Source organism: Paenibacillus dendritiformis (genome assembly GCF_945605565.1).
In the GTDB taxonomy this organism is placed as follows: domain Bacteria; phylum Bacillota; class Bacilli; order Paenibacillales; family Paenibacillaceae; genus Paenibacillus_B; species Paenibacillus_B dendritiformis_A.
The window spans coordinates 1,572,200-1,599,136 of sequence record NZ_OX216966.1; the positions used below are offsets into that span (position 1 = coordinate 1,572,200).

A 26,937-nucleotide genomic window follows, 5' to 3' on the forward strand; every position below is an offset into this window, starting at 1 on the left:
TATCTGCACAGTAGCCGCTTGCAGCGTCAAGTTGTATAATATTTGTAGGGAAAGGGGGATTCTTCATCTATGGACGGGACGCTGCTTGTTTTTGTGTATTTGCTGGCCGTCAATATCGCAGGCTATCAGATGATGGCGGCGGACAAGCGCCGGGCGATCCGGCACCGCCGGCGCATTCCTGAGCGGAGACTGTTCCTTACAGCCTGGGTGGGAGGCGCCCTCGGCGTGCTGACCGGAATGTACAACCAGCGGCACAAGACGCAGCATGTGACATTCACGGCGGGAATCCCATTCATCCTTATCGTAAATATTGTGGTGTTCGGTTATCTTTTTGTCAAAATCGGGTAATAGAGGAGTATCGGTTCCGCAGGCGTGTCAAATATGCGATGTGGAACGTTCTTGGCTGTGCGATACTCTTATTACATAGCGTTGACTATAAAGAAAGCGTGGTGGAATGTATGGTATTCAATCGGATTCTTGTCGCTTATGACGGATCGGAGCCATCGAAGAAGGCTTTGCGCCATGCCATCAGCCTGGCGGAGAACAATGCGGAAGCGAAGCTTCGCGTTGTGCATGTATTCCAGTTCCCGCAATATTTTATCGGAACCGCGTATGCGACGGCGACCGTCGAGACGAATGAGGAGTTGTACCAGTACGCCGAGCAGACGCAGAACGATGCGGAGCAGCAGGTGGCGCTGCTTGGCGATCGCGCGGAGGTGAAGCTGCTGCAGGGGCCTCCGGGACAATCTATCGTCGCCGAAGCCGAGGAGTTCGGCTGCGATCTGGTCGTGATCGGCAGCCGCGGGCTGAGCGGATTCAAGGAATTCGTGCTTGGCAGCGTCAGCCACCACGTCGTGCAGCATGCGAAGGTGCCTGTCCTCGTCATGAAATAATTTGATACAATGGGAAGAACCGGAAGATGCGTATGCAGACGCCGGTTCTTTGCGTTAGATAGGCATAATGAACTAAATCCGAACAATATGATGTATTTGATGGATTATATTCGTATTTTAATCCTTGACATGGCTGTTACCCCTTGTTACACTGGAGGTGCTTGAACCATTAACGAATAATTTTGAACTACTATCGATATAATTTCATCTTTCTGAACTCGTATAATTCCGGGAATATGGCCGGAAGTTTCTACCCAAGGACCGTAAATCTTTGGACTACGAGAATGACGACCAGACGGATGCGCCGCAGGTCTGTTTGCTGCTGCCTGTCATCAGGAGGCGGAAGGACGGACTTGGCTTTTTCGGCAGCCGTGGCTCCTCATTCTTGGGTTCGGAGATTGCGATCAGGGGGTAGCCATCCGCTGATTTTTTTATGCTCATGACAGGGATTATTCGGAAGCCGGGCAAAAAATAGGATGAAAGCAGGTGCACGACGATGGACAAGGACAACGTGCGGGTAGGCGTCATTATGGGAAGCAAGTCCGACTGGGAGACGATGCGTCTCGCATGCGAGGTGCTGCAGGAATTCAATGTTCCGTTCGAGAGCAAGGTCGTATCGGCTCACCGGACGCCGGACGAGATGTTCCGCTATGCGGAGACGGCGGCGGAGCGCGGACTTCGCGTCATTATCGCGGGCGCGGGCGGGGCCGCCCATCTGCCGGGCATGGTCGCCGCGAAGACGGTGCTGCCGGTCATCGGCGTGCCGGTGCGGTCCTCGCAGTTGAACGGGATGGACTCGCTCCTGTCCATCGTGCAGATGCCGGCCGGCGTACCCGTGGCGACGGTGGCGATCGGACCGGCGGGCGCGACGAACGCCGGGCTCCTGGCCGTGCAGATGCTTGGCATGCACGATGAGAAGCTGCGCGCGCAGGTGGAAGCGCGCAGGGAAGCGGTGCGGCAGCAGGTGCAGGCCGCGGGGGACCTCGCATGAGGGCCCCTGCGGACGGCCGCATGCGGCCGGGGACGGAGGCGCCGGTGCTGGCGCCTGGCGCGACGGTAGGCGTTCTCGGCGGCGGCCAGCTCGGCCGCATGCTGGCGCTGGACGGCGTGCGCCTCGGCTACCGCTTCGTCGCGCTTGACCCGGCGGCGGATGCGCCCTGCGCCGCGGTGGCCGACCTCATCTGCGCCGATTACGGCGATGAGGAGGGGCTGGCGGAGCTGGCGGCGCGTTCGGACGTCATCACGTACGAGTTCGAGAACGTGGACGCCGCCGCCGTCGAGCGGCTGGAACGGGCCGCTCCGGTGCCGCAGGGCAGCCGCCTGCTTCGCCTGGCGCAGCACCGCCTGCGCGAGAAGGAAGCGCTGCAGGCCGCCGGCATTCCCGTCGCGCCGTTCGCGGCGGTGGCTTCGGCCGACGAGGTGCGCCGCGCGCTGCGGGCGTTCGGCGGCGCGGGCGTGCTGAAGACGGCCACCGGCGGCTATGACGGCAAGGGCCAGCGCATGCTTCGCCGGGAGAGCGAAGCGGAGGCCGCCTATGCCGAGCTGTCGGCGCTGGCCCCGGAGCTGGTGCTTGAGGCGTTCGTGCCGTTCGAGCACGAGTTGTCCGTCATCGCCGCCCGCAGCCCGCGCGGCGAGATCGCCGTCTTCCCGGCGGCGGAGAATATTCACCGGGAGCATATCCTCCACCTGTCCATCGTCCCGGCGCGCATTCCGGCCGGCGTGCAGGCGGAAGCCGAACAGCTGGCCCGCCGCATCGCGGAGGCGCTTGATGTCGTCGGCCTGATCGCGGTCGAGATGTTCCTGACCGCGGACGGCCAATTGCTCGTGAACGAGCTGGCGCCCCGCCCGCATAATTCCGGGCATTACACCATGGATGCGTGCCGCACCTCCCAGTTCGAGCAGCATCTGCGGGCCATCTGCAACCTGCCGCTCGGACCGGCCGATCTCGTGTCGCCGGTCGTCATGGCCAACCTGCTCGGCGAAGACGCGGCGGACATGGTACAATGGTTCCGTACAGACGACCCGGCTGCCGAGCGCTTCGGCGTGACGCCCAAGCTGCACTGGTACGGGAAGTCGGAAGCGAAGCCGAAGCGGAAGATGGGGCATGTTAATATCGTCGCCCCGGACACGGAAGCGGCGCTCGCCTGGATGAGAGAATCGAACATGTGGAGGAATACGAGACGATGATTGAACGTTATTCGCGCCCGGAGATGCGGGCCATATGGACGGAAGAGAACAAATTCAAGGCTTGGCTCGAAGTGGAGCTGTGTGCCTGCGAGGCATGGGCCGAGCTGGGCGTCATTCCGAAGGAGGATGTCGAGGCGCTGCGTGCCAAGGCGGGCTTCGATGTCGATCGGATCTATGAGATTGAAGCGGAGACGCGCCACGATGTCATCGCCTTCACGCGCGCTGTGTCGGAGACGCTCGGACCCGAGCGCAAATGGGTCCATTACGGGCTGACCTCCACCGACGTCGTGGACACGGCTCTGGGCTACCTGATGAAGCAGGCCAATGAGATTTTGGAGCAGGATCTGCTCCGGTTCATTGATATATTGAAGGACAAGGCTTTGGAATACAAGGATACCCCGATGATGGGCCGCACCCATGGCGTCCATGCGGAGCCGACGACGTTCGGCTTGAAGATGGCGCTCTGGTATGCGGAAATGCAGCGCAACCTGGAGCGGTTCCGCGATGCGGCGGACGGCGTTCAGTACGGGAAAATCTCCGGGGCGGTCGGCACGTATGCCAACATCGACCCGTTCGTGGAGAAATTCGTCTGCGAGAAGCTCGGCACGAAGCCGGCGCCGATCTCGACCCAGACGCTGCAGCGCGACCGCCATGCGGAGTATATGGCGACGCTGGCCTTGATCGCGACGTCGCTCGACAAGTTCGCGACCGAGATTCGCGCGCTGCAGAAGAGCGAGTTCCGCGAGGTGGAGGAAGCCTTCGCCAAAGGGCAAAAGGGCTCGTCCGCGATGCCGCACAAGCGCAATCCGATCGGCTGCGAGAACATTTCCGGCCTGTCGCGCGTCGTCCGCGGCTATATGCTGTCGGCCTACGAGAATGTGCCGCTCTGGCATGAGCGCGACATCTCGCACAGCTCGGTCGAGCGCATTATTTTGCCCGATGGCACGATGCTGCTGAACTATATGCTGAACCGCTTCATGAACATTGTGAAGAACTTGACGGTATTCCCGGAAAATATGAAGCGCAACATGCAGCGCACGTATGGCGTGCCGTTCTCCGGCCGCGTTATGACGAAGCTCATCGACCGGGGCTGGAGCCGCGAGCAGGCCTACGACACGGTGCAGCCGCGCGCGATGCAGGCGTGGGAAGAGCAGCGCAGCTTCCGCGATATCATTGAGAGCACGCCGGAGATTACGGCGGTGCTGAGCGCGGAGGACATCGAGGACGCCTTCAACCCGTCCTGGCACTTGAAGCATGTCGATACGATTTTCCGCCAGCTTGGATTGCTCGAAGGATAGGCTGATTTTCGCTTTCAATTCCTGCGAGGATTCATACCTGCGAGGATTCATTATAGAGACAAGTCTATCAAGTGGATGTCAATGCAAAGCGAGTTAATGAATGCAGGTTCAATTCATTCACGTTCAATAATTTCAAGTTAATAAATGCAAAACTCAATATATGCAAGTTCATGCTTGTTCGCCGTCCCCCTGTATACGGCGGATAAGCTGCTCACGCAGGCCCTATCCCCAACGGGCCGAATGCGGCGGCCGGCTCCCTGCCCTCCTGTCTTCCGGGATCCGTCCGCCGCAGCGGGAGCAACCAACGGGAGGGTAAGCAAGACCGCTTCAGCTTAGGAGAAACCGAGAGGAGCACAGGCATGTCTACCAACTCTATCGTATCAACGCTGGCGGATGCGATTCCATTCCCGCTGCTTCACCGCGGCAAGGTGAGGGAGCTGTATGAATGGGATGCCGATACGCTCTTGATTGTCGTATCGGACCGCATTTCGGCCTTTGACTGCATCCTTGAGCCGGCTGTGCCGGACAAAGGGACGGTGCTGAACCGGCTGAGCCGCTACTGGTTCGAACGGACGAAGCATATTATCGGCAATCATGTCATTCCTTGTGACGAGGAATGTCTGCGGACTGCATTGTCCGCCCGGCTCGGTACCGAACCGGAACCTCATCAACGCATCTCATCTCTAGTATCCCTGTTATCTGAACGAATGACGCTCGCCAAGCGGGCGCAGCGCGTGGACTTCGAATGCGTCGTCCGCGGCTATGTCACCGGCGGAGGCTGGCGGCAGTATACGGCGACCGGCGAAGTGAACGGCATCAAGCTGCCGGAAGGCCTGCGCATGAACGAGCGCCTGCCGGAGCCGATATTTACGCCGGCGCGCAAGCATGATGAAGGCCATGACGAAGATGTCTCTTATGAAGTGATGGAGGCGCAGCTCGGGCCGGATCTGGCCGGGCGGCTGCGGGACGCGAGTCTCCGGCTGTACCGATTCGCGGCGGAGGAATGCGCAGGCAAAGGATTGCTGCTCGCCGACTGCAAATTCGAGTTCGGCCTCATTGACGGTGAACTGGTGCTGATCGACGAATTGTTCACGCCGGACAGCTCCCGCTTCTGGGACGTCGGCAGCTATGCGCTCGATACGGATATCGACAGTCTCGACAAGGAGCCGGTCCGCCGCTATCTGGCCGCTTCCGACTGGGATCGGAGCAGTACGCCGCCGCCGCTGCCGGCGGAGGTCGTCGAGGCTACACGAGGACGTTATATCGCTTTATATGAACGAATAACCGCACAGAGATGGGCGTAACGGGAGGAATTCACAGTGAAGGTAAAAGTGATTGTAACGACGAAGGCGAACGTGCTTGACCCTCAAGGCGCTGCGGTGGAGCGGGCGATGCATTCGATGGGGTACGAAGGCGTGGAGCATATGCGCATCGGCAAGTATATGGAATTCGAGCTGTCGGCCGCGACTGAGGCCGAAGCGAAGGAACAGGTCGAGCGGATGTGCAAGGTGCTGCTGTCCAATCCGGTCGTGGAAGATTACCGATACGAATTGGAGGCGTAGAGCGATGAAGGTGGCTGTGCTAGTTTTTCCGGGATCGAACTGTGATATGGATTGCGTGCATGCGGTCCAGGATACGATGGGGATCGAGGCGGACCGCGTCTGGCATACAGCGACGGATCTGGCTGGCTACGATCTGATCATCGTGCCGGGGGGGTTCTCTTACGGCGATTATTTGCGCTGCGGCGCCATCGCCCGCTTCGCGCCGGTGATGAAGGCGGTCGAGCAGGCCGCGAGGGAGGGCGCCTATGTGCTCGGCATTTGCAACGGCTTCCAGATACTGACGGAGGCGGGCCTGCTGCCAGGCACGCTGCGGCGCAATGTCGGCCTCCAGTTCCGCTGCCATGCGGCACCGATTCGAGTCGCCCGCCGCGATACGCCGTTCACGGCGGAATACGGCGAGGGCGAAGTGGTCAACATCCCGATTGCCCATGGGGAAGGCAATTATTACTGTGACGAAGAGACGTTGCTACGCTTGAAGGAGCGGGGGCAGATCGTGTTGACCTACGAAGATAATCCGAACGGCTCGGTTGAGGATATTGCGGGTATCTGCAATGAAGCGGGCAATGTGCTCGGCATGATGCCCCATCCGGAGCGCGCGGTCAGCGCCTGGCTCGGTTCCGAGGATGGCAGCCGGATGTTCACGTCGATTTTGAACGCTTGGAGGGAGAAGCATGCAGTCAACGCGTAACAATACGACCGCCGTATCGGCGGAACGGGCAGAACAGGAAGCGCGCCGGAAGCGGCAGTCGATGGAGAGCGCCCGCGACAATATGCGGCGGGAGCCGTCTCCGGATCAGATTGCGGCCGAGCGGCTGTATGCGGGCATGGGCGTCACGGATGACGAGTATGAGCTTATCTGCGGACTGCTCGGACGCCGTCCGAACTATACGGAGATCGGCGTGTTCAGCGTCATGTGGTCAGAGCACTGCGCGTACAAAAATTCAAAGCCGCTCCTGAAGCGGTTCCCGACGACGGGCGAGCGGGTGCTCGTCGGTCCGGGCGAAGGCGCGGGCATCGTCGATATCGGCGACGGCCAGGCTGTCGTGTTCAAAATCGAAAGCCACAACCATCCGTCCGCCATCGAGCCATACCAAGGCGCGGCGACGGGCGTGGGCGGGATTATCCGCGACATTTTCTCGATGGGGGCCCGGCCGGTGGCCTTGCTCAATTCGCTGCGCTTCGGAAGCTTGAAGGAGGAGCGGGTCAAGTATTTGTTCGAGCATGTCGTCGCGGGCATCGCCGGCTACGGCAACTGCATCGGCATCCCGACGGTCGGGGGCGAGGTCGTGTTCGACGACAGCTATGCCGGCAATCCGCTCGTCAATGCGATGTGCGTCGGCCTCATCGATCATGAGGATATTCAGAAGGGCGTTGCCAGCGGCGTCGGCAACCCGGTCTATTATGTCGGTCCTCCGACGGGACGCGACGGCATTCACGGCGCGACGTTCGCTTCGGAGGAACTGACGGCCGAATCGGAAGCGAAGCGCCCGGCGGTCCAGGTCGGCGATCCGTTCATGGAAAAGCTGGTGATGGAATCGTGTCTGGAGCTGATTCAGTCCGGCATCGTGATCGGGATTCAGGATATGGGCGCGGCGGGACTGACCTGCTCGAGCGCCGAGATGGCGAGCAAGGCGGGCAACGGGCTGGAGCTGGTGCTCGACGAGGTGCCGCAGCGGGAGACGGGCATGACTCCGTACGAGATGATGCTGTCCGAATCGCAGGAGCGGATGCTGTTCGTCATCGAGGAGCAGAACGAGCCGAACGCGATGGAAATATTCGAGCGCTGGGGCGTCATCTGCCGCAAAGTCGGGCGCGTGACGGACGACGGCCGCCTGCGGCTGCTGTTCGACGGCGAAGTGGTCGCCGATATGCCGGTGCGGGGTCTGGTCGATGAATGTCCGGTCTATCACAAGCCGTCGCAGGAGCCGACGAGCTATGCAGCCAACCAATCGCTCGATACGACCGGATACCCGGAGGTGACGGACGTCAACGCGGCGCTGCTGCAAGTGCTGGCCTCTCCGTCCGTCGCCAGCAAGGAATGGGTGTACCGCCAATATGACAGCATGGTGCGTGCTAGTACGGCGGTGACGCCGGGCTCGGATGCCGCGGTGGTGCTCGTGCGCGGGACGCGCAAGGCGCTCGCGATGACGACGGACTGCAACGGCCGCTATGTCATGCTCGATCCGCTTATGGGCGGACGCATCGCGGTGTGCGAGGCGGCGCGCAATATCGTATGCTCGGGCGCCGAGCCGCTTGCCATTACCGACAACCTGAATTTCGGCAATCCGGAGAAGCCGGAGAACTTCTGGCAGATGGAGCAAGCGGTCGACGGCATGGCGGAAGCGTGCCGTGTGCTGAATACGCCGGTCATCGGCGGCAATGTCAGTCTCTACAACGAAAATGCCCACGGATCGATCTATCCGACGCCGGTCGTCGGTATGGTCGGACTCGTGCATGATGCGGATCATATTACGACGCAAGGCTTCAAGCGCGAAGGCGATGCCGTGCTGCTGCTGGGCCGGACGAAGGCGGAGCTGGGCGGCAGCGAGTTCCAGTCAGTCGTCCATGGTGTGGCGGAAGGCTGTCCGCCTGAGGTCGATCTCGAGACCGAGCTGCGCCTGCAGCGGACGGTGTTGGCGCTCATTCAGGACGGTCTCGTTCAATCGGCGCATGACGTGTCGGACGGCGGGCTGGCGGCGGCCTTCGCGGAGTGCTGCATCAGCGGCGGCATCGGCGCAAGCTTAGAACTGGAAGCGGCAGGTCTGCGCGGCGACATCGCGCTGTTCAGCGAGAGCCAATCGCGCATTCTGCTCTCGGTCCAGCCGGAGCGGGCCGAAGAGGTGAAGGCGCGCTGCGCGGCAGCGGGCATCCCGGTCGAAGGGCTGGGCCAGGTCGGCGGCGAGCAAATTGTCATTCGAGTCAATGGCAGCCCGGCTATCGAACTCCCGGTCCGGGAAGCGGAGCGGGTATGGAAGGATGCGATCCCATGTCTTATGCAATAAGCGGGGCTTATTATAACGAGGGCAGCGGCCGGGAAGGCCCGTTCGACCGGTTGAAAGAGGAGTGCGGTATTTTCGGCGTCTTCGGCTACAAAGACGCGTCGACGCTGACGTACTACGGGCTGCACACGCTGCAGCACCGGGGAGAGGAAAGCGCGGGCATCTGCGTCTCCGGCGGCGATTCGTTCCGTTATCACCGTGGAATGGGGCTGGTGAAGGAAGTATTCGACGCCGAGCGGCTCGCGGAGCTGGGAGGCGATCGGGCGATCGGCCATGTCCGCTATTCGACGTCCGGCGACAGCCGGCTGGCGAACGCGCAGCCGCTCGTCTTCAAGACGCGGGACGGCGAGCTGGCGGTCGCGACGAACGGCAATATCGTCAACGCTCCGCATATCCGCCACGGGCTGGAGCAGAAGGGCTCCATCTTCCAGACGACAAGCGATACCGAGGTCATCGCGCATCTGATCGCCCGCTCGGAGCATGACTTCGTCCAGGCCGCGAAGGAGGCGCTGAAGGAGCTGGTCGGGGGCTTCGCCTTCCTGCTGATGACCAATGACCGGCTGTTGGCGGCATCGGATCCGCACGGGCTGCGTCCGATTGTGATGGGCCGCCTGGGCGATGCTTATGTGTTCTCTTCGGAGACATGCGCCCTGGAGGCGGTCGGAGCGGAGCTGGTCCGCCCTCTGGAGCCGGGCGAACTGGTCGTCGTCGATGCGTGGGGCCACCGCTCGGAACGGTTCGCGCCGGGGGCGAAGCGCTCGCTGTGCGCAATGGAATTCATCTATTTCTCGCGTCCGGACAGCCAATTGCATGATGTAAATCTGCATACGGCCCGCAAGCATATGGGGATGCAGCTGGCGGAGGAGGCGTTCGTCGACGCGGATATCGTGACGGGCGTGCCCGATTCCAGCATATCGGCGGCGATCGGCTACGCGGAGAAGACGGGCATTCCGTATGAAATGGGACTAATCAAAAGCAAATATACCGGCCGAACGTTCATTCAGCCGAGCCAGGAGCTGCGCGAGCAGGGCGTCAAGATGAAGCTGAGCGCCGTGCGGAGCGTCGTCGAAGGCAAGCGGGTCATCCTTATTGACGACTCGATCGTGCGCGGCACGACGTCGCGCCGCATCGTCAACATGCTGCGCGAAGCCGGGGCGCGGGAGGTGCATCTGCGCATCGCCTCGCCGCCGTTCCGCCATCCGTGCTTCTATGGCATCGACACGCCGAAGAGCGAGGATCTGCTCGCTCATATGCATACCGAAGAGGAGATGCGGAAGCTGATCGGCGCCGATTCGCTCGCTTTCCTGTCGAAGGAAGGGATGATTGAGGCGATTGGCGGCAGCTATGCGGATAAGCCGAGCGGCGGCTTGTGCCTGGCCTGCTTCGATGATGATTATCCGACCGAGCTGTACGGCGCGCGCGCCACGGCAGGCTCGGAGGCGGCATCTGTCCGCCGGTAACAGAGACATTGAACACCAAGGAAGAAAAAGGATGACGAAGTTCCATCGCATCGAGCTTGATAGAATTGGAAATAAACTTGATGGACTTAGAAAATAAAACAAAAACGAGATGCACGGAAGCATCGCAGAAATCAAGGCTAGAGCAGCGGAAATTGCAGGAGGAGGGCGTCCCGCCTGGAGCGGGGCGAACCGGAGAGGGGAGACGCATAGGTTATGTCTGAAGCTTATAAGCAAGCCGGGGTCGACATCGCGGCAGGCAACGAAGCCGTGGAGCGGATGAAAAAGCATGTGCAGCGCACATTCCGGCCGGAGGTGCTGTCGGGTCTGGGAGGATTCGGTGCGCTGTTCGGGTTGGATGCGAAAAAGTATGAGGAGCCTGTGCTCGTCTCGGGCACTGACGGCGTCGGAACGAAGCTGATGCTCGCCTTCGCGGCGGAACGGCATGACACGATCGGCATCGATGCGGTGGCGATGTGCGTCAATGACATCGTCGTGCAGGGGGCCGAGCCGCTCTTCTTCCTTGATTACCTGGCTTGCGGCCAGGTGGTGCCTGAGCGTATCGAAGCGATCGTCAGCGGCATCGCCGAAGGCTGCCGGATGGCGGGCTGCGCCCTCATTGGCGGCGAGACAGCGGAGATGCCGGGGATGTACGCCCCGGGCGAGTATGATATCGCCGGCTTCAGCGTCGGCGTCGTCGAGAAGCGCCGCCTCATTACGGGCGAGACGATTCGTCCGGGCGATGTGCTGCTCGGCCTCGCCTCCAGCGGCTTCCACAGCAACGGCTATTCGCTCGTGCGGAAGCTCTTCCTGGAGCAGGCCGGTTATACCCTGGATGCGCGCGTGACGGCCGACGGACGCCCCCTGGGCGATGTGCTGCTTGAGCCGACCCGCATCTATGTGCGCCCGCTGCTGGAGCTGATGAACCGCGTTACGGTCAAGGGAGCGGCCCATATTACAGGCGGCGGCTTCCTCGAAAATATTCCGCGCATGCTGCCGGAAGGCACGGCGGCGCAGATTGATTATGGCACATGGCCGGTACCGGAAGTATTCCGTCTGAGCCGCGAGATCGGAAGCCTAACCTGGACGGAGCTGTTCACGACGTTCAATATGGGCATCGGCATGGTCATCGCGGTTAGCGCGGATGAAGCGGCTGCGGCGGAAGCCTGCCTGGCGGAGCAGGGCGAGGCGGTATACCGCATCGGCACGGTCACGGAAGGCGAGCGCCAGGTTCGGATTCCGGAGGTGGGCTGCTGATGCGCACGGGATTTGAAGGGCAGGAGGCGGAGTACGCCGGCACGGCGGCGCTGCAAATCGCGCCCCGCACTTCCTCCCTGCCGCGCATTGCGGTGTTCGCCTCCGGCTCGGGCTCGAACTTCCAAGCGCTGGCGGAGGCGTCGCAGGCGGGGCAGCTCGGCGGGGAGGTCGCGCTGCTCGTGTGCGACAAGCCCGGAGCCCGCGTATTGGAGCGGGCGCGCGAAGCCGGCGTGCCGGCCGCAGTGTTCGAGCCGAAGCGCTACGAGAGCCGCGGCCATTACGAACGAGACGTCCTGCGAACGCTGAGCCGGCATGGCGTGCAATGGATCGCCCTGGCCGGATATATGCGGCTTGTCACGCCGGTGCTGCTGGAAGCATATGAAGGCCGCATCCTCAATATCCATCCCTCCTTGCTCCCGAGCTTTCCGGGCCTGCACGCGGTACGCCAGGCGCTGGATTACGGCGTGAAGGTGACGGGAGTGACCGTGCATCTGGTCGATGCCGGGATGGATACGGGGCCGATCGTCGCGCAGGAGGCGGTGGCGATCGCCGAAGACGATACGCTTGAATCGCTGCTCGCCAAGATTCAGGAGGTGGAACACCGCATCTACCCGCAGGTGGTGCGAACTCTGCTGGCCGGGTCCCACGCTGGCCAACGGGCCGGGCAAGAGGACAAAGCATGATCCAATTGACCGCTGTACCGTTTCGTTGAGGCCAGATGCCTTGCGAAGTGACGGCTCCTGTGTCCAGAGGAAATGATCTTTTGATGGACAGTAGGATGTTTCAAAGGGCCACGATGGATTGCAGGGTGTTGAATCTGGACGAGGGTTCTTTATCGCATTACAATGATAGCAGAGGAAAGTGTTTTATAGATATAAGTGATGAGTTGGAAATGGCGACTTGAATTAAGGGAGAGAGCAGAATGACGATTCGTAGAGCGCTAATCAGCGTATCCGATAAGACGGGGATTGTGGAATTCGCCCGCGCCCTGGCGGAAGCCAGCGTGGAGCTTGTATCGACGGGCGGCACCAAGTCGCTGCTGGAGCGCGAAGGCGTTCCGGTTATCGGCATTTCGGAGGTGACCGGCTTCCCGGAAATTATGGACGGGCGCGTGAAGACATTGCACCCGGCTGTGCACAGCGGCCTTCTGGCGGTGCGCGGCAACGCAGAGCATACGCGGCAGATGGAAGAGCTCGGATTGTCCTATATCGATCTGGTGGCGGTCAATCTGTATCCGTTCCAGGAGACGATTGCGAAGCCAGGCGTAAGCTATGAGGAGGCAATCGAGAACATCGATATCGGCGGCCCGACGATGCTGCGTTCGGCCGCGAAGAATCATGCCGATGTGACGGTGGTTGTCGACGCGGCAGATTATGCGAACGTGCTGGACGAAATCCGCCAGCAAGGAGATACGACGCTGGAGACGCGGAAGCGCCTCGCGGCGAAGGTATTCCGCCATACGGCGGCGTATGACGCGCTCATTGCTGATTATTTGACGAAGCAGACCGGCGAGGCATGGCCGGAGCGGCTCACCGTCACCTATGAGCTGGCGCAACCGCTCCGCTATGGCGAGAACCCGCATCAAGGAGCGGCATTCTACCGCCAGCCGCTGGCGGGCGCGGGCAGCGTCGCGACGGCCGAGCAGCTTCACGGCAAGGAGCTGTCCTACAACAATATCAACGATGCCAATGCGGCGCTCTCGATCGTGGGTGAATTCGCGGAGCCGGCCGTCGTGGCGGTCAAGCATATGAATCCTTGCGGCGTTGGCATCGGCACTACGGTGGAGGAAGCGTACCGCAAGGCGTATGAATCGGACCCGACTTCGATCTTCGGCGGCATCGTAGCGGCGAACCGGCCGATCGACCGCGAGACGGCCGAACTGCTGCATGAGATTTTTCTTGAGATCGTCATCGCTCCCGATTTCAGTCCGGAGGCGCTCGACATCCTCAAGCAGAAGAAAAATATCCGCCTGCTCCGCACCGGCACGGAGCCTGCGCCGTCGGAACGCAAGGCGGCCCGCCAGCTGACTTCGGTAGAGGGCGGATTGCTGGCGCAGGATACCGATGTGCATACGCTTGATCCGTCTGCCTTGAAAACGGCGACGGAACGGGAACCGTCGGCGGAGGAATTAGAGCAGCTGTTGTTCGGCTGGAACGTGGTCAAGCATGTGAAGTCGAATGCGATTGTGCTCGTCAAGGACGGCATGACGGTCGGCATCGGCGCCGGTCAGATGAACCGCGTCGGCGCGGCGCGCATCGCGATCGAGCAGGCCGGAGAGAAGGCGCGTGGGGCGGTGCTGGCATCGGATGCGTTTTTCCCGATGGGCGATACGCTGGAGCTTGCCGCGGCGGCGGGCATCACGGCGATCATTCAGCCTGGCGGCTCGGTGCGCGACGAAGAGTCCATTGAGGTGGCGAACCGGAACGGCATGGCGATGGTGATGACGGGCGTGCGTCATTTCAAGCATTAGCAGGAGAAGGCAACAGGACGGCAAAACAACTGGCTGAAGCGGAGATAACAGGAACGGGGGACTTCATCACATGAAAGTATTGATCATCGGCTCAGGCGGGCGCGAGCATGCGCTGGCATGGGCGCTGAAGCAGAGCCCGAAGGTCAGCAAGGTGCTGGTGGCTCCGGGCAACGCAGGGATGGAGGATGTCGCGGAGACGGTTCCATTTCGGGTGACCGATTATGAAGGCATTGCAAAATATGCGCGCCACCATGACATCGATCTTGTCGTCGTCGGCCCGGATGATCCGCTGGCGGACGGCATCGTCGATGTGCTGCAGGCGCACGGGGTCCGGGTATTCGGCCCGGACCGGAAGGCGGCCGAGATCGAGGGCAGCAAGGTGTTCATGAAGGATCTGCTGCGCGCCTACGGCATTCCAACCGCCGCGTATGCCGCATTCGAGGATGCGGAGGAGGCGAAGCAATATGTTCGCGCGCAGGCGATGCCGATTGTCATCAAGGCAGACGGCCTTGCCGCCGGCAAAGGCGTCACGATCGTGCAGACCTTCGAAGAAGCGGAGCAGGTATTGAATGAGGTGATGATCGAAGGCAAGTTCGGCGCCTCCGGCAGCCGGGTCGTCATCGAGGAATTCATGCGAGGGCAGGAAATGTCGGTGCTGGCGTTCGTGGACGGAGAGACGGTGCTGCCATGCGTGCCCGCCCAGGATCATAAGCCTGCATATGACGGCGACACCGGTCCGAACACCGGCGGAATGGGTACGTACAGCCCGCTGCCGCAGTTCCGGGAAGAGGTCTTTACGCGGGCGGTGGAGCAGGTAATCAAGCCGACGGTGCGGGCGATGGCGGCGGAAGGCCGCCCGTTCCGCGGCCTGCTCTTCGCCGGGCTGATGATAACGCCGGAAGGGGAGCCGAAGGTGATCGAATTCAATGCCCGCTTCGGCGACCCGGAGACGCAGGTGGTGCTGCCTCGCCTGAAGACGGATCTGTTCGACGTGCTGTGGGCCTGCACCGACGGCACGCTGAATCAGATCGAGCTCGAATGGCGTGACGAAGCCGCCGTATGCGTCATCGTCGCCTCGGAAGGCTATCCGGGCAGCTATCGCAAAGGCGATGTCATTACCGGGTTGGAGGAAGCGTCGAAGCAGGCGCTGCTCTTCCATGCGGGGACAGTTCGCGAGCAGGACGGGACTTGGCGGACGAACGGCGGGCGGGTGCTCGGCGTTGTCGGACGCGGCCCGGATCTGGCGGCGGCGAAGGCCAATGCGTATGAGGCGGTTCGCCAGATTCGCTTCACCGGCATGCATTATCGGACCGACATCGCCGACAAGGCGAACCGCCAGTTGGGGGCCGGTTCTGCGGGCACCCAGTAACCAGTCGTCGTCCTGATACAGTATACCGAGCCCGGCTGTATATTTGCTTTTCATCCAGGCATGCAATAGAGAAAACCGTGACTCTTGGCCGCTTAACTGAGGCTGTGAAGTCACGGTTTTTTACTTTTGATGGTGAATAAGTGTTTTAGGCTCTTATGGGCAATATCCCCGTTACTCAGGAACTGATTTTTTTTAGTCATTTTCACCTTATAGGTATGAACTCTTTCCTTGTTGGACTGGGAGCCAAACCTTGAACAACTGGTTAGAGAGTTCCGGTGAAATTGAGGCTGCTTGAAAAGGAGCATTGACAAAGGCTGGTGAAGGGCGTACTGGTGTACCGGCTGCACCTGATCGGATGGGATACTGGAGCAAAGGGAACTGGAGAGGAACGAGCCTGACTGGATGGGATACTGAAGTGAAGGGCGGAGAGCGTGATCTTTGGTTTGTCCAAGTCGTGAAAAAACTAAAAGGGAACAGAAAGGGGATAGGTGTGACAATTATCGGTGCTTCTCTACTGAAAAAATAGAGTATTAGACTAGGAAAACATAGTTGTAGACTAGAAAAGCATTAGTCGAAAATCTCATCAAATCAAAGTTGCCAGTCTAATACTCTATTTTCTCCATACATTAGGGAATTGGTTGTTCGCATTTCATTTCTGATTTTATTCTTAAATTTTATTCATTGAATGATAAGTTCAGTATTAGATGTTCAATGTTAGCATAAAAAGAGGGTTTAAATATGAACCTTAGGAGGAAATAAAATGAATGTCAAAAAAGCAATTCTTGCATCTATGATCGTATCCAGTATGTTAGTGGCCGTGGCAGGCCCAATTCCTGCAGGAGCCGAGGCTGCGCAAGAGCAGAAGCAAACGAATAGTAAGAAGGTTCAAATCGACAAAACGATGGCCGCCAAGCTGCAAAAAGCGATAAAGCAGTTTGCGGGGAAAGAGATCAAGCTGCAGAATGTTGCCGAGTCATTAAGCGGTTCAGATGCGAAGGTTACATCGGTAGATGGTAAGTACATTGTCTACTTTAATTATAAAGAAGGAGTAGAGTCGATAGACGGACCGCTTCCACTCGATAAAATCAGCAAAGAGACTCAGGACAAGGTTCTGAAAGCGCTGAAAAAGGTATACGCAAAGAAAACATACGTCCTTGATAAAGAAGCGGTTCTGATGCAAACTTATGATGGAAAAAAAGAGAAACTAAAAGATTTTATCTCGTATAAGTTGACAGGGAAAGACTTTGAGGCAGTATGGAGGAATGGATCAGGTTTTGTCAGTGAGGTTACAATAAAGCTTGCCAAGGAGGATCTTGATTTGAAATGGCTGGAAACGGCAGCAAAAGCGATAAAAACGGCTTTCGATCATGATTTGAATGTAACAGAGGCGTTGCTTGTTTCTAGCGGGGAAAATTATTATATGTTGTCACTTGAGGATAACGCTGTATCACTTGTGATGGATGCAAAAAAGGGAAAGATTGTGAACGTATTTCATAATACAAGAAAAAAAGTAACGACCGACCAAAGGATTACGGCAAAAGATGCAAAGGAAGTGGTCGCTCCGCTTGCCAAGGAATTATTCAATATCGATATTGCGGGATATGAAGTGAAATGGGACAACACAACTAAAGATTACCGTTTCGTTAAAGGCAAAGAAACGATAGTGAGAGCAGCATTGGATGCTGATAAGAACGCAGTGTATATTATATCAGATGGCTCAGAATGATTGGTGCGTCAATGTCATCGGTCTAAAAATACAGGCTCAAATGCATGTACAAATTCTAATTTTTACCCAAATGGCTCGGGGGTCGCACCTCCCGAGCTATTCGTGTTGTGAATGGACTGTTGTGTCAGTCTAATACTATATTTTCTGATTCAAATCTATTTATGGACTTTATCGGTGGCTTAGTCTAAAACAATGCGTAATTTTTCAATTCTTGAAAAGGAACCACTTGGCCCTGATTTATAGCCAGCATATGTTATCACTAAGTTGAATGTGCATGATATTGCGCTTTATAAGTTCACCCCTATGGCGGATGATCTGGTTATTGGTGATATCAGCGATATATCGGTAGTGAGATGCGGGTCCTTTGCTTATATTAGACGGTACATATGCTTTTTATATTGGGTTTGTGGAATGTCTCCGTATATGCAAGCTGAGTCCCCCAAATATACCCAGATGATGCAGGCACACTGGAGGACTCCTACTCTACTCGTTAAAGTTTTTTTTGAGGATATACTTTAATGCCAACCCGATAATGAATAACAAGGCGAATATTGAACCTAATGTCATATAGTAGTAGTCAATTTTATTTTTTGTGATTAGGATAGTGAAAAATTTAGAACCAAAGATAACAACACCTGGGATCCCGGCGTAAATGAAAAGAGTTTTAAGTGTTTTCAGCAGTTTGATTTTCATTTTTCTAATCACATGCGCAATTATCGCAAATTAATTTGGTAGCCACTGTACACACAAGACCGCCAACTCCTTCGAATGCTGCACCTTGGCTTCTTTGTTAAGTGAAAGATTGCCGGTGAGCTTCTCTATTATTTTATTATCATGAACTGTAAAAAATTAGGAGCTGTGGCTTTCAACATATTCCCCTAAGCTGTGGATATCATTCATTCGAATGGTTGCATCATCGTAGCCATTAGCGATACCTTCGTCCAAACCTACCGATACGATCGTCAGCATTGAGAAAACCAACACTAAGCTCAAAAAAGTTTTAAATATGGAATTATGGATCATTGCAATTATACCTCCTTCAATTTTAACATTGTGGATTGGTTGTAATCCACAAATATTTACAATATTATCCTAACATCATTGTTTCGGGTTGAGTCTTTAAAGTAATTCATAAAATCGCCCTTTTTCCATAAAACGGGTTAAGCGCGAGCGAATCTTGAAATTCGTCAACCGATCATGAAAACGGTATATTGCCTGCATGTCGGCTCATCTCCTATGCTGGGGGGAGGGAATGATTTCCAATCAAAGAAAGGGGATGATGCAATGATGAACCTGATTATGAAAAGATGGGCTAAGGTCCCTCGCATGATGGCGGCTTGGCTTGCTCTGCTGCTCGTTGTCGGTTGTCTTCCGGCATGGCCGGTGCAGGCAGCGGCCGAAACGGTAGAGGGGGCAGAGTTCGATCAGCTGCGCGCGCGTTGGGTGGAGTTTTTGACCGGGGGGACGGCTTATGATCCGGCGGATCCGGATATTGCGCTCGCGATCGAAGCGGTAAGCTCGAATGTCTCCAATGCGGAGGGGAGCGGGCTGTGGGATCGGATGAATAAGGAAGCGGGCCGCGCCTATTTGTGGAGTGATCTGCAGGGCACCGCTTCGGATCAGATGTCCGCCGGTTATGTGCGGCTGAAGCAGATGGCGCTCGCTTATTCGACGTACGGCTCGCCGCTCTACCGGAACGAGGAGTTGAAGCGGGATATTGTCGGCGGGCTGGACTGGATGTATGCCAACCGCTATAACGAGAACAAAAGCGAGACTGGCAATTGGTGGGATTGGGAGATTGGCACGCCGCAAAATCTGAACGATACCGTCGTGCTTATGTATGATGCGTTGACGCCGCAGCAGATCGGGAATTACATGAAGGCGGTGGACCGCTTCGTGCCGGATCCGACGCGGCGGACGAATCTGCCCAGCCTTGTAGAGACCGGGGCGAACCGGCTTGATAAGGCGCTCGTCGTTATTATTCGGGGCGTGCTTGAGGAGCGGAGCGCGAAGATCGAGCAGGGGCGTGACGCGATCAGTCAAGTGTTCGATTATGTGACCCGAGGGGACGGATTTTATAAGGATGGTTCCTTCATTCAGCATGTCAATATCGCATATACGGGGAGCTATGGCGGCGTGCTGCTCAATGATATGGGCAAGCTGCTGACCGTGCTGGCCAATTCCCGATGGGCGATCACCGACCCGAAGCTGGAGCATGCCTACAGTTGGGTGACGGATTCCTATGAGCCCCTCGTGTATCGGGGCAAAATGATGGATTTGGTGTTCGGGAGGGCGCGGTTCCGCAGCTTCGAGAAGAAGAACCCGCCGTTCACCGGCATCCTGCGCATGGCGCGGTATGCGCCGAAGGAGATCGCGGACGATTTCAACGGAATGGTCAAAAATTGGATTCTGTCCGATACGACACGGACCCGGCCTTATGACGGGTTGGGGGTGGCAGATATTGTGCTGCTTCGCTCCGTCCTCGACAATCCGGACGTTCCTGCGCATCCCCAGCGGATTGGGCATACGACCTTCGCCGGCATGGATCGAATATCGCATCTGCGAGAGGATTACGCCTTCGGCATCGAGATGTCTTCCTCGCGCATTGCCAATTATGAGAACAGCATCAGCGACAGCGTGACGAGCTGGCATATCGGGGAAGGGATGACGTTCCTGTACAACGCCGATGCGCAGCAGTTCAACGATGGATTCTGGCCGACGGTGAATCCGTTCCGGCTGCCGGGAACGACCTCGGACGGCGCTCCGCGGCGGTCTCCGAAGACGACGTCGAAGTCATGGGTCGGCGGCACGTCCATCGACGGGTTGTATGGAGCTGCCGGGATGGATCTGAACCCGGACAACAGCACGCTCGCCGGCAAAAAATCATGGTTCCTGTTCGACGACGAGATCGTTGCCCTGGGCGCAGGAATCGGCAGTACCGATAACCGGAAGATCGAGACGATCGTAGAGAACCGCAAAATTAACGCCCATGGAGACAATGCGCTGACGATTAACGGACAGACGCAGCCGGCGGAGCTTGGCTGGTCCGATACGGTGAAGGGCGTCCGGTGGGCGCATCTGGAAGGGAATGTTCCGGGAGCCGATGTCGGATATTATTTCCCGGAGCCGGCTGCGGTCACCGGATCGCGGGAAGCGCGCACCGGGGCGTGGAGCAATATTAATCAGGGCGATTCCCCGGCGCCAATCACCCGCCATTATGTCAGTCTGGCGCTGGAGCATGGAGTGCAGCCGTCTGACGCATCGTACTCTTACGTGCTGCTCCCGAATAAGGATGCGGCTGCGACTGAAGCGTACAGCGCCCGGCCTGACATAGAGGTTATCCGCAATTCGGCGGATATCCAAGCCGTGAAGGAAACGCGGCTTGGCTTGACGGCGGCGAATTTCTGGCATGCGGGCACTGTCGATCTCGTGCGCAGCGAGCAGCCGGCATCGGTGATCGTGAAGGAGGAAGGGAACGAGCTGACGATGTCCGTGTCGGATCCGACGAAAAACCAAGGCACCCTCATCCTCGAGATCGGGAAGCCGGGATTCGAGGTGCTGTCGAAGTCCGACACGGTGACCGTCCTGCGGACATCGCCAACGATTCAACTGAAGGTGAATGCCGCCGGGTCGCTGGGGACGGCGCATCAGGTGAAGCTGACGTATGATGCGGAGGCGCCGGTTTATTTTCCGCCCGTTCAGGAAGAGCAGTTCGCTCCCGTTGGCGATTCCTTCGTATGGGATGGAGCCAATGCCAATACGAACTTCGGCAGCTCCACCTACCTTGTGGCGCGGAACGGAGGCAGCGGCTTCAAGCGCCAATCGTTCTTCAAGTTCGATCTGGGCGGCTACACGGGTGAGGTGAATGCCGCTAAATTGTGGGTGTATGGCAGTACGGATCAGCCGGGAGGCGTCACGGCTTTGGCGGTAGCGGATGACAGCTGGACGGAATCGGAGGTGACCTGGAGCCGGAAGCCGGCGCTGGGCCAGAAGCTGGATACAGCCTCCTTCGATACGGCGGCGGGGTGGAAGGCGTTCGATGTCACTTCCTTCGTTCAAGCGGAGCTCTCCGGCGACGGGATCGTCAGCATCGGCATCGATACGGTCGATAACCGCTATGCGAGCATGAACAGCCGGGAAGCGGCGGAACATCGGCCATATCTGCAGGTGCTGTCCAGCGGGAATGATGCGACGCCGCCGGTTACGTCCGATGATGCCGATGAGGAATGGCACCGGACCGCCCGGCAACCGGGAAGCGGTGAAGTCGGCTCAGGTGAAGATCGACAAGATGGGGCCAGTCATTGCCCCGACGGTAACCGAAATCGTGTACCAGACGGAAGCGGCGGTGTTCCATGCAGCGGTGGAGGATGCCTTAAGCGGGGTATCTGAAGTTACCTATTCATTAGAAGGAAATGTAACGAAGGAACCGCTGGCGAGGCGCAGCAAATTAAATAACAATTCCAAGGATAAGCATGCAGAATCTCGTGCCGCGGGGTCTGCATGCTTTTCTCGTGTCTCCGGGAGAAGTAATGAGCATGAAAGAGGGATAGCGAGAACGAATGTATACTTCTCCTGTTTTCGGGGTACAAAACGGGCTTGTTAATTCTGGATTACGGGCATATAGTGTACTTGTAATTTGATTTCAGTATAAATGGAGCGTGATGAGATGGATGTCGTTCATTTCGCCGAGTTGACGAAGAGATACGGGAAACAGCGCGGGATTGAACAGCTTCATCTGACGGTGAAGCAGGGAGAGATGTTCGGATTTATTGGACCGAATGGAGCCGGAAAGTCTACAACGCTTCGCACCTTGATGCAGTTGATTCATCCGACCTCCGGCACGATCGAGCTGTTCGGGCAGCGGGTGGAGCGTGATCGGCCCGATCTGCGCCGACGGATGGGCTATTTGCCTTCGGAGGTGCATTTTCACGAAGATCTGACGGGGCTGGAGGTGCTGGATTTCTCGGCACGCGTGCATGACAAGCGGTTGAAGGAGACGCCGGCGCTGGCCGATGCCGAGCGGCTCGGGCTGGATGTGCGCAAGCGGGTGAAGTCGTATTCGCTGGGCAACCGCAAGAAGCTGGGGATTGTGCAATGTCTGCTCCACCGGCCGGAGCTGATCGTCATGGATGAACCGACATCAGGCCTTGATCCGCTTATGCAGCATACGTTTTTCGAGATGCTGCGGGAGCATAATGAGCAGGGGGCGACGGTGTTCTTCTCGACGCATGTGCTGAGCGAGGTGGAGAAGCTGTGCTCCCGTGTCGCCTTCATCCGCGACGGCCGCATTCTGCGCGTGAGCGAGGTGGACCGGATTCCGGGCAAGGATGAGCGAATCGCTCATATCCGCTTCCGGCAGCCGGGCAATCAGATCGAAGCGTATCATCTGACCGCGCTCGATCCCGGAGCCTCCTTCGACGGAACCGAGCACCGCCTTACGCTGCGCCGGCCGCTGCAGGGGGCTTTGCGGCAGCTGTCCGCTTACGATATCGATGATATCCGCATCGATCAGCCGACGCTGGAGCAGTTGTTCATGGCGGAATACGAAGGGCCGGCCGCAACGGAACCGAAGCTCGCGGCCGATGGAAAGGAGCGTGAATAATCATGCGCGAGCTGTTCCGATATGAATGGCGCACGAACCGGAGAAGCTTCCTCATCTGGGCGCTGATTATCGTGCTGTTCCAGATGATGTTCGCCGGGTTCGGCGATCTGTATATGAGCAATGAGGATATGCTGAAGCTGCTGGAGCAGCTGCCGCCGGCTCTGCTGGAGGGCTTCGGCCTGCATGCCGAATTGATGACGAGCTTCGAAGGCTGGATGGGGAGCGAGCCGCTCGTCTTCTATATGCTCCTGCTGGGGGCGTTCGCTTCGATCTGGGCCGCCTCGGCCGGGGTGCGGGAGCGGGATGCGGGGACGGCCGACTTCATGTACACGCTGCCGTTGTCCCGCGGCCGCATCTTCCTGGGCAAGGCGGCGGCTCATCTCTCGGGGGTGCTGCTCATCGCGGTGCTGAGCTATGGGGTGACGCTATTGTTCGGCAGCCTGTTCAGCACGGTAAGCGATCCGGGGATTCTGTTCGTGTATACGGCGGCCAGCGTGCTGACGGCGTTGGCTTTTGCAGGCATCGGTTATGCCTTGTCGGTCTTCGTCTCTTCTGAACGGGCGGGGATGGCGGTCAGCATCGGCATTGTGATGTTATCCTTCCTCTTCCATATGCTTGCCGGCATGCATGAATCGCTGTCCTGGCTGTCCCGGCTCAGCCTGTTCACCGCCTTCAGCGGCCAAGACCTGTTCCAGGACGGAAGCTTGCCATGGCCTGCGGTATTCATTACGATAGTGCTATACGCAGGGGGCCTGGCAGGCGGCCGATGGCGGCTGTCCCGGAGAGATCTGTAGCCGGACGCCCCCTCGAAGTCGAGTGTTGCAGGTGGCAGCGAAGGGGGAGATTTGGGCGATGGCGAAGCGGAAAGCAGAAGCGATTCTGGAGGCCGGGCAGCGCTTGTTTTTTGAACGCGGCATTCAAGAGACGAGCATGGAACAGATCGCCGAAGCCGTACCGGTGGCGAAGATGACGATCTATAAATATTTTCAAAGCAAGGAAGGGCTGCTGGAGGCCATAATCGATCGCTTGATGGAGGAATCGTTCCAGCTTATGCAGACAGTTATGAACGAGGCAAAGGACATCCGCGATCTGTTCGAGCGGCTAATGAATTATCGGGATTTCGATCACATCTCGCCCTCGTTCATGTCCGATCTGGTCCAGTATTATCCGGCCATCTTCGCGAAATTGATGTCCTATCAGGAGAACCGGGTCATTCCCGCATTCGAGGAAGCCTTATTCCGCGGCCAGCAGGCGGGGCAGGTCCGCAAAGATCTGTCGCCCCATCTGATGGTGCTCTATATGATGTCGATGAAGGAATTCATGTCGCAGCCCGGGAGGCTGGAGGGGGGCTTCGGCCTGCGCACGCTGGCGGAGCAATTGATGACGATGCTGTGCCACGGCATTTTGACCGATAGGGACGTGAAGCAGGGAGAATAATTTAGGTTCGGATCCTCATACTAAGGTCGTAAGCTGCGTACGACAGGAGGAACGACTGGTGAAGGATCCGTATCCGCTGGGTCACGCGCTGACCCAGTTGTATTTATCCCAGGAGCATACCCGGGGACAGGAGGAAGCCTCTGCCATGGAAGCGATGCACCGAGCGGAGGAAACCGATGCTTCATTCGAGGGCGATCCCGATGCCATCAGTGACCATCTGCATGCAGGCATGTCAGACGGTGCGTTGGAGACGCACCAGATGGTGCAGCGTTCTTACGGGCTGTACGATTGATGAATAGGCGGCTCTGCCTTGGCAGGGCAGCCGGGGAAGGCCGCAGCGCCGCGCAAGCGGAGGCTGCGGCTTTGTCGTGCTGGCGGTCGAATTGGAGGAAGAAATCTTAACCGTAACAGGGTTGACACCGGGACGAAGCAGGAGTACACTATGTTCAATAACATAGTAAATTAATCGGAATTATAAGATATAAACTGCGCTTCGGGTTGGACATTCGGGATGACTGGGAGAGGACCGGGAACCGAGCGGTGCGCAGATGCCGGAAAACAAGAACAATTGCGGCGGGAAAGGTGAGGAAGAGCGATGGAACGACATGTTGATATCCGGTGGCGGGACGAAAGGTTGGCCGCTACGATACATTATCCGGGAGAGCGCGCGCCTTATGAATTGTGCGAGGAGAAGCGCGTGCCGGTCACGATTATTTGTCACGGCTTCGTCGGGAGCCGAATCGGGGTCGACCGCTTGTTCGTCAATGCGGCGCGCCGCTTGGCGGGGATCGGCCATATCGTCATGCGCTTCGACTTCGCCGGCTGCGGGGAGAGCACCGGGGAATATGGGCGGCTCGGGCTGGACGATATGATCGAGCAGACCGGGGCGGTGCTCGATTACGCGCTCGGGTGCGGCAATGTCGATCCGCAGCGGGTGACGGTTATCGGGCATAGCCTCGGCGGCGCGGTCGCACTGCTGACGGCGGTCCGGGATGTGCGGGTCAAGCGGCTCATTCTCTGGTCGCCCGTCGCTTATCCGTTCAACGATATTGTCCGCATCGTCGGCCGGGAACGGTATGATGAAGCGGTGACGCGCGGGCAGTCCGATTATTTGGGCTATTCCTTCACCCAGACGTATTTCGATGCGCTCGGCAGGCATCAGCCGTTCCAGGAGGCACCGAAGTTCAACGGCGACGTGCTGCTTGTTCACGGGACGAGCGATGATGTCATTCCGGCTGATTACAGCTTTCTCTATCAGAAAATATTTTGGATGCGGGGCGACGGTCAGTGCGATAAGGAGATCGTCTTCCAGGCGGATCATACGTACTCGAGCGGGGAACACCGGGAGAAGCTGTTCGACTGCACGCTGCAGTGGCTGAAGCAGTGGGAGCAGCGCCAGGAGGAATGGGCGAATTGGAGCATTTAACGGCAAGGAGCCGAGGGGGCAGGGGCGGCAGGTCCCTTTTTTCAGCAAGATTAAGGAAGTAATGCAGGCAAGAATACGGGTTCGAACGACGGAGCAGGCGCGGGGTGCGCTGCTCTGTTTTTTTATGGCGGAATGCTCTACCTGGTCATTTGGCGGGAGTCGTTTCGCAATGCGAAGCATAATCTATATACAAATCTTGAGAAGATGATACGCTTCGGTATGACGATGAGGAAAAGAGCGGAAACTATACCCGAACGGTGAATGAGGAGCTGTATCTCGATAGGGAGACGGCGCCGAGCGCGGCGGGCTGGTGGAGATAAGGACATCGTTCCATCTTGAAAAAAATTGCAATGAAAACGCTTCTTTCAAGCGATTTTCGAAAAGTTGTGAAACTTGTCGAAAAAGCATGATTTATAAGTCTGGTTCAGGCTACAACATTCGACAAATGCTCACTTTCCATTTACGTTTTCTTTACAAAACCACCGGGTCATGTGATAAGATATGTAAGGCTTGAAAAGTTTGCAGTACCAGACATACGCAATATTGATTGCAAAGGAGATCGCGGAATGTTCAAGAAAAAGGACGTGTTTTTCGAAACGCTGCAAAATATGGCGGATACGCTCGTCCAGGCAGCGGAAACGTTCGCACAAGGGGTAGAAGATCTGCAGGACGTCTTAGCGTTCACGAAGGAAATGAAGGAACTGGAAAGCAAATGCGACGTTTATACCCACACCATTTTGACGGAGCTCAACAAGGTGTTCATTACGCCGATTGAGCGGGAAGACATCATGGCGCTGACGACGGCGCTGGATGATGTTCTGGACGGCATGGAGGCTAGCGCTTCGCGTTTCGACATGTACCAATTGCTTGAACGGGACGAGATCGTCGTATTGTTCGCCGATGTTATCAAGCGCAGCGCCTACGAGATCCAAAAGGCCATCCGCTTGCTGTCTCAAAAGAAACTTCTGGCTATTCGCGAGCACAATATTCGAGTCAACGAGCTGGAAAATGCGGCTGACGATATTTACCGCCGCGGCATCCGGGCTCTGTTCGCGGATGTGACCGATCCAATAGAACTGATCAAGCGCAAAGACATTTATGAGCGGTTGGAGCAGACGACCGACAGCTGCGAGGATGTAGCGAATCAGCTGGAATCGATCGTCATGCGGAATTCCTGATAACTGTCGTAACAAAGGTGAGCCAAGGTACGAAGGAGGTTGGGGATTGCGCGGACGCATCCGGCTGCCCGGCTCT

General features: G+C 57.8%; 23 protein-coding genes and 1 riboswitch. Of the genes, 22 read left to right on the top strand and 1 reads right to left on the bottom strand.

Features of this window, described 5'->3' with window-relative positions; translation table 11 throughout:
• Positions 1-69: 69 nt before the first annotated feature.
• The 15 genes from NNL35_RS06855 to NNL35_RS06925 all read left to right on the top strand — a co-directional run bounded on the left by NNL35_RS06855 (position 70) and on the right by NNL35_RS06925 (position 17,218).
• Positions 70-348 (top strand): DUF1294 domain-containing protein, encoded by a 279-nt coding sequence (locus NNL35_RS06855; RefSeq protein WP_006678217.1) that lies wholly within the window; start codon positions 70-72, stop codon positions 346-348.
• 110 nt (positions 349-458) lie between these two features.
• Positions 459-893, top strand: a complete 435-nt coding sequence (locus NNL35_RS06860; protein WP_006678218.1) for a universal stress protein — start codon at positions 459-461, stop codon at positions 891-893.
• A gap of 198 nt (positions 894-1,091) precedes the next feature.
• A riboswitch (purine riboswitch) is annotated at positions 1,092-1,192 on the top strand.
• Positions 1,193-1,389: 197 nt separating this feature from the next.
• Complete coding sequence (gene purE / locus NNL35_RS06865; RefSeq protein ID WP_006678219.1) at positions 1,390-1,884, top strand: 5-(carboxyamino)imidazole ribonucleotide mutase; 495 nt, start codon at positions 1,390-1,392, stop codon at positions 1,882-1,884.
• A complete protein-coding gene (gene purK / locus NNL35_RS06870; protein ID WP_050979464.1) occupies positions 1,881-3,080 on the top strand; it encodes a 5-(carboxyamino)imidazole ribonucleotide synthase in 1,200 nt (399 codons plus the stop codon). Before purE ends, purK begins: the two co-directional genes overlap by 4 nt.
• Entirely contained in the window at positions 3,077-4,378 is a 1,302-nt protein-coding gene (purB, locus tag NNL35_RS06875) for an adenylosuccinate lyase (protein ID WP_006678222.1), read from the top strand. The genes purK and purB overlap by 4 nt, the downstream gene beginning before the upstream one ends.
• A 359-nt stretch (positions 4,379-4,737) precedes the next feature.
• Positions 4,738-5,682: a phosphoribosylaminoimidazolesuccinocarboxamide synthase gene (locus NNL35_RS06880; RefSeq protein WP_006678223.1), complete on the top strand. Its 945-nt coding sequence runs from the start codon at positions 4,738-4,740 to the stop codon at positions 5,680-5,682.
• 15 nt (positions 5,683-5,697) lie between these two features.
• Positions 5,698-5,940, top strand: a complete 243-nt coding sequence (gene purS / locus NNL35_RS06885; protein WP_006678224.1) for a phosphoribosylformylglycinamidine synthase subunit PurS — start codon at positions 5,698-5,700, stop codon at positions 5,938-5,940.
• 4 nt (positions 5,941-5,944) lie between these two features.
• A complete protein-coding gene (gene purQ / locus NNL35_RS06890) occupies positions 5,945-6,628 on the top strand; it encodes a phosphoribosylformylglycinamidine synthase subunit PurQ (protein ID WP_006678225.1) in 684 nt (227 codons plus the stop codon).
• A gap of 82 nt (positions 6,629-6,710) precedes the next feature.
• Complete coding sequence (gene purL / locus NNL35_RS06895; protein WP_040732428.1) at positions 6,711-8,942, top strand: phosphoribosylformylglycinamidine synthase subunit PurL; 2,232 nt, start codon at positions 6,711-6,713, stop codon at positions 8,940-8,942.
• Complete coding sequence (gene purF / locus NNL35_RS06900; RefSeq protein ID WP_006678228.1) at positions 8,927-10,399, top strand: amidophosphoribosyltransferase; 1,473 nt, start codon at positions 8,927-8,929, stop codon at positions 10,397-10,399. Before purL ends, purF begins: the two co-directional genes overlap by 16 nt.
• Before the next feature lie 213 nt (positions 10,400-10,612).
• Positions 10,613-11,653 (top strand): phosphoribosylformylglycinamidine cyclo-ligase, encoded by a 1,041-nt coding sequence (gene purM, locus NNL35_RS06905; protein ID WP_006678229.1) that lies wholly within the window; start codon positions 10,613-10,615, stop codon positions 11,651-11,653.
• Positions 11,653-12,336, top strand: a complete 684-nt coding sequence (gene purN, locus NNL35_RS06910) for a phosphoribosylglycinamide formyltransferase (protein ID WP_006678230.1) — start codon at positions 11,653-11,655, stop codon at positions 12,334-12,336. Before purM ends, purN begins: the two co-directional genes overlap by 1 nt.
• A gap of 239 nt (positions 12,337-12,575) precedes the next feature.
• Positions 12,576-14,123 carry a bifunctional phosphoribosylaminoimidazolecarboxamide formyltransferase/IMP cyclohydrolase gene (gene purH / locus NNL35_RS06915; RefSeq protein ID WP_006678231.1) on the top strand — a complete coding sequence of 516 codons (1,548 nt, stop codon included), beginning with the start codon at positions 12,576-12,578 and terminating at the stop codon, positions 14,121-14,123.
• 70 nt (positions 14,124-14,193) lie between these two features.
• Complete coding sequence (gene purD / locus NNL35_RS06920; RefSeq protein WP_006678232.1) at positions 14,194-15,492, top strand: phosphoribosylamine--glycine ligase; 1,299 nt, start codon at positions 14,194-14,196, stop codon at positions 15,490-15,492.
• A gap of 760 nt (positions 15,493-16,252) precedes the next feature.
• Positions 16,253-17,218, top strand: a complete 966-nt coding sequence (locus NNL35_RS06925; RefSeq protein WP_254553041.1) for a hypothetical protein — start codon at positions 16,253-16,255, stop codon at positions 17,216-17,218.
• Positions 17,219-18,067: 849 nt separating this feature from the next.
• On the opposite strand, the gene NNL35_RS06930 is transcribed toward NNL35_RS06925, so the two are convergent.
• Positions 18,068-18,241: a hypothetical protein gene (locus NNL35_RS06930; protein ID WP_158000464.1), complete on the bottom strand. Its 174-nt coding sequence runs from the start codon at positions 18,239-18,241 to the stop codon at positions 18,068-18,070.
• 276 nt (positions 18,242-18,517) lie between these two features.
• Here NNL35_RS06930 and NNL35_RS06935 point away from each other — a divergent pair, with 276 nt between their 5' ends.
• The 7 genes from NNL35_RS06935 to NNL35_RS06965 all read left to right on the top strand — a co-directional run bounded on the left by NNL35_RS06935 (position 18,518) and on the right by NNL35_RS06965 (position 26,861).
• Entirely contained in the window at positions 18,518-21,607 is a 3,090-nt protein-coding gene (locus NNL35_RS06935) for a polysaccharide lyase family 8 super-sandwich domain-containing protein (RefSeq protein WP_254553042.1), read from the top strand.
• A 262-nt stretch (positions 21,608-21,869) separates the two neighbouring features.
• A complete protein-coding gene (locus tag NNL35_RS06940; RefSeq protein WP_254553044.1) occupies positions 21,870-22,820 on the top strand; it encodes an ABC transporter ATP-binding protein in 951 nt (316 codons plus the stop codon).
• 2 nt (positions 22,821-22,822) lie between these two features.
• Positions 22,823-23,614, top strand: a complete 792-nt coding sequence (locus NNL35_RS06945) for an ABC transporter permease subunit (protein WP_006678238.1) — start codon at positions 22,823-22,825, stop codon at positions 23,612-23,614.
• Positions 23,615-23,672: 58 nt separating this feature from the next.
• A complete protein-coding gene (locus NNL35_RS06950) occupies positions 23,673-24,257 on the top strand; it encodes a TetR/AcrR family transcriptional regulator (protein ID WP_006678239.1) in 585 nt (194 codons plus the stop codon).
• A gap of 58 nt (positions 24,258-24,315) precedes the next feature.
• Complete coding sequence (locus tag NNL35_RS06955) at positions 24,316-24,549, top strand: hypothetical protein (RefSeq protein ID WP_006678241.1); 234 nt, start codon at positions 24,316-24,318, stop codon at positions 24,547-24,549.
• A gap of 303 nt (positions 24,550-24,852) precedes the next feature.
• Entirely contained in the window at positions 24,853-25,683 is an 831-nt protein-coding gene (locus tag NNL35_RS06960) for an alpha/beta hydrolase (protein WP_006678242.1), read from the top strand.
• 566 nt (positions 25,684-26,249) lie between these two features.
• Complete coding sequence (locus NNL35_RS06965; RefSeq protein ID WP_006678243.1) at positions 26,250-26,861, top strand: DUF47 domain-containing protein; 612 nt, start codon at positions 26,250-26,252, stop codon at positions 26,859-26,861.
• The last annotated feature ends 76 nt before the right edge of the window (positions 26,862-26,937 follow it).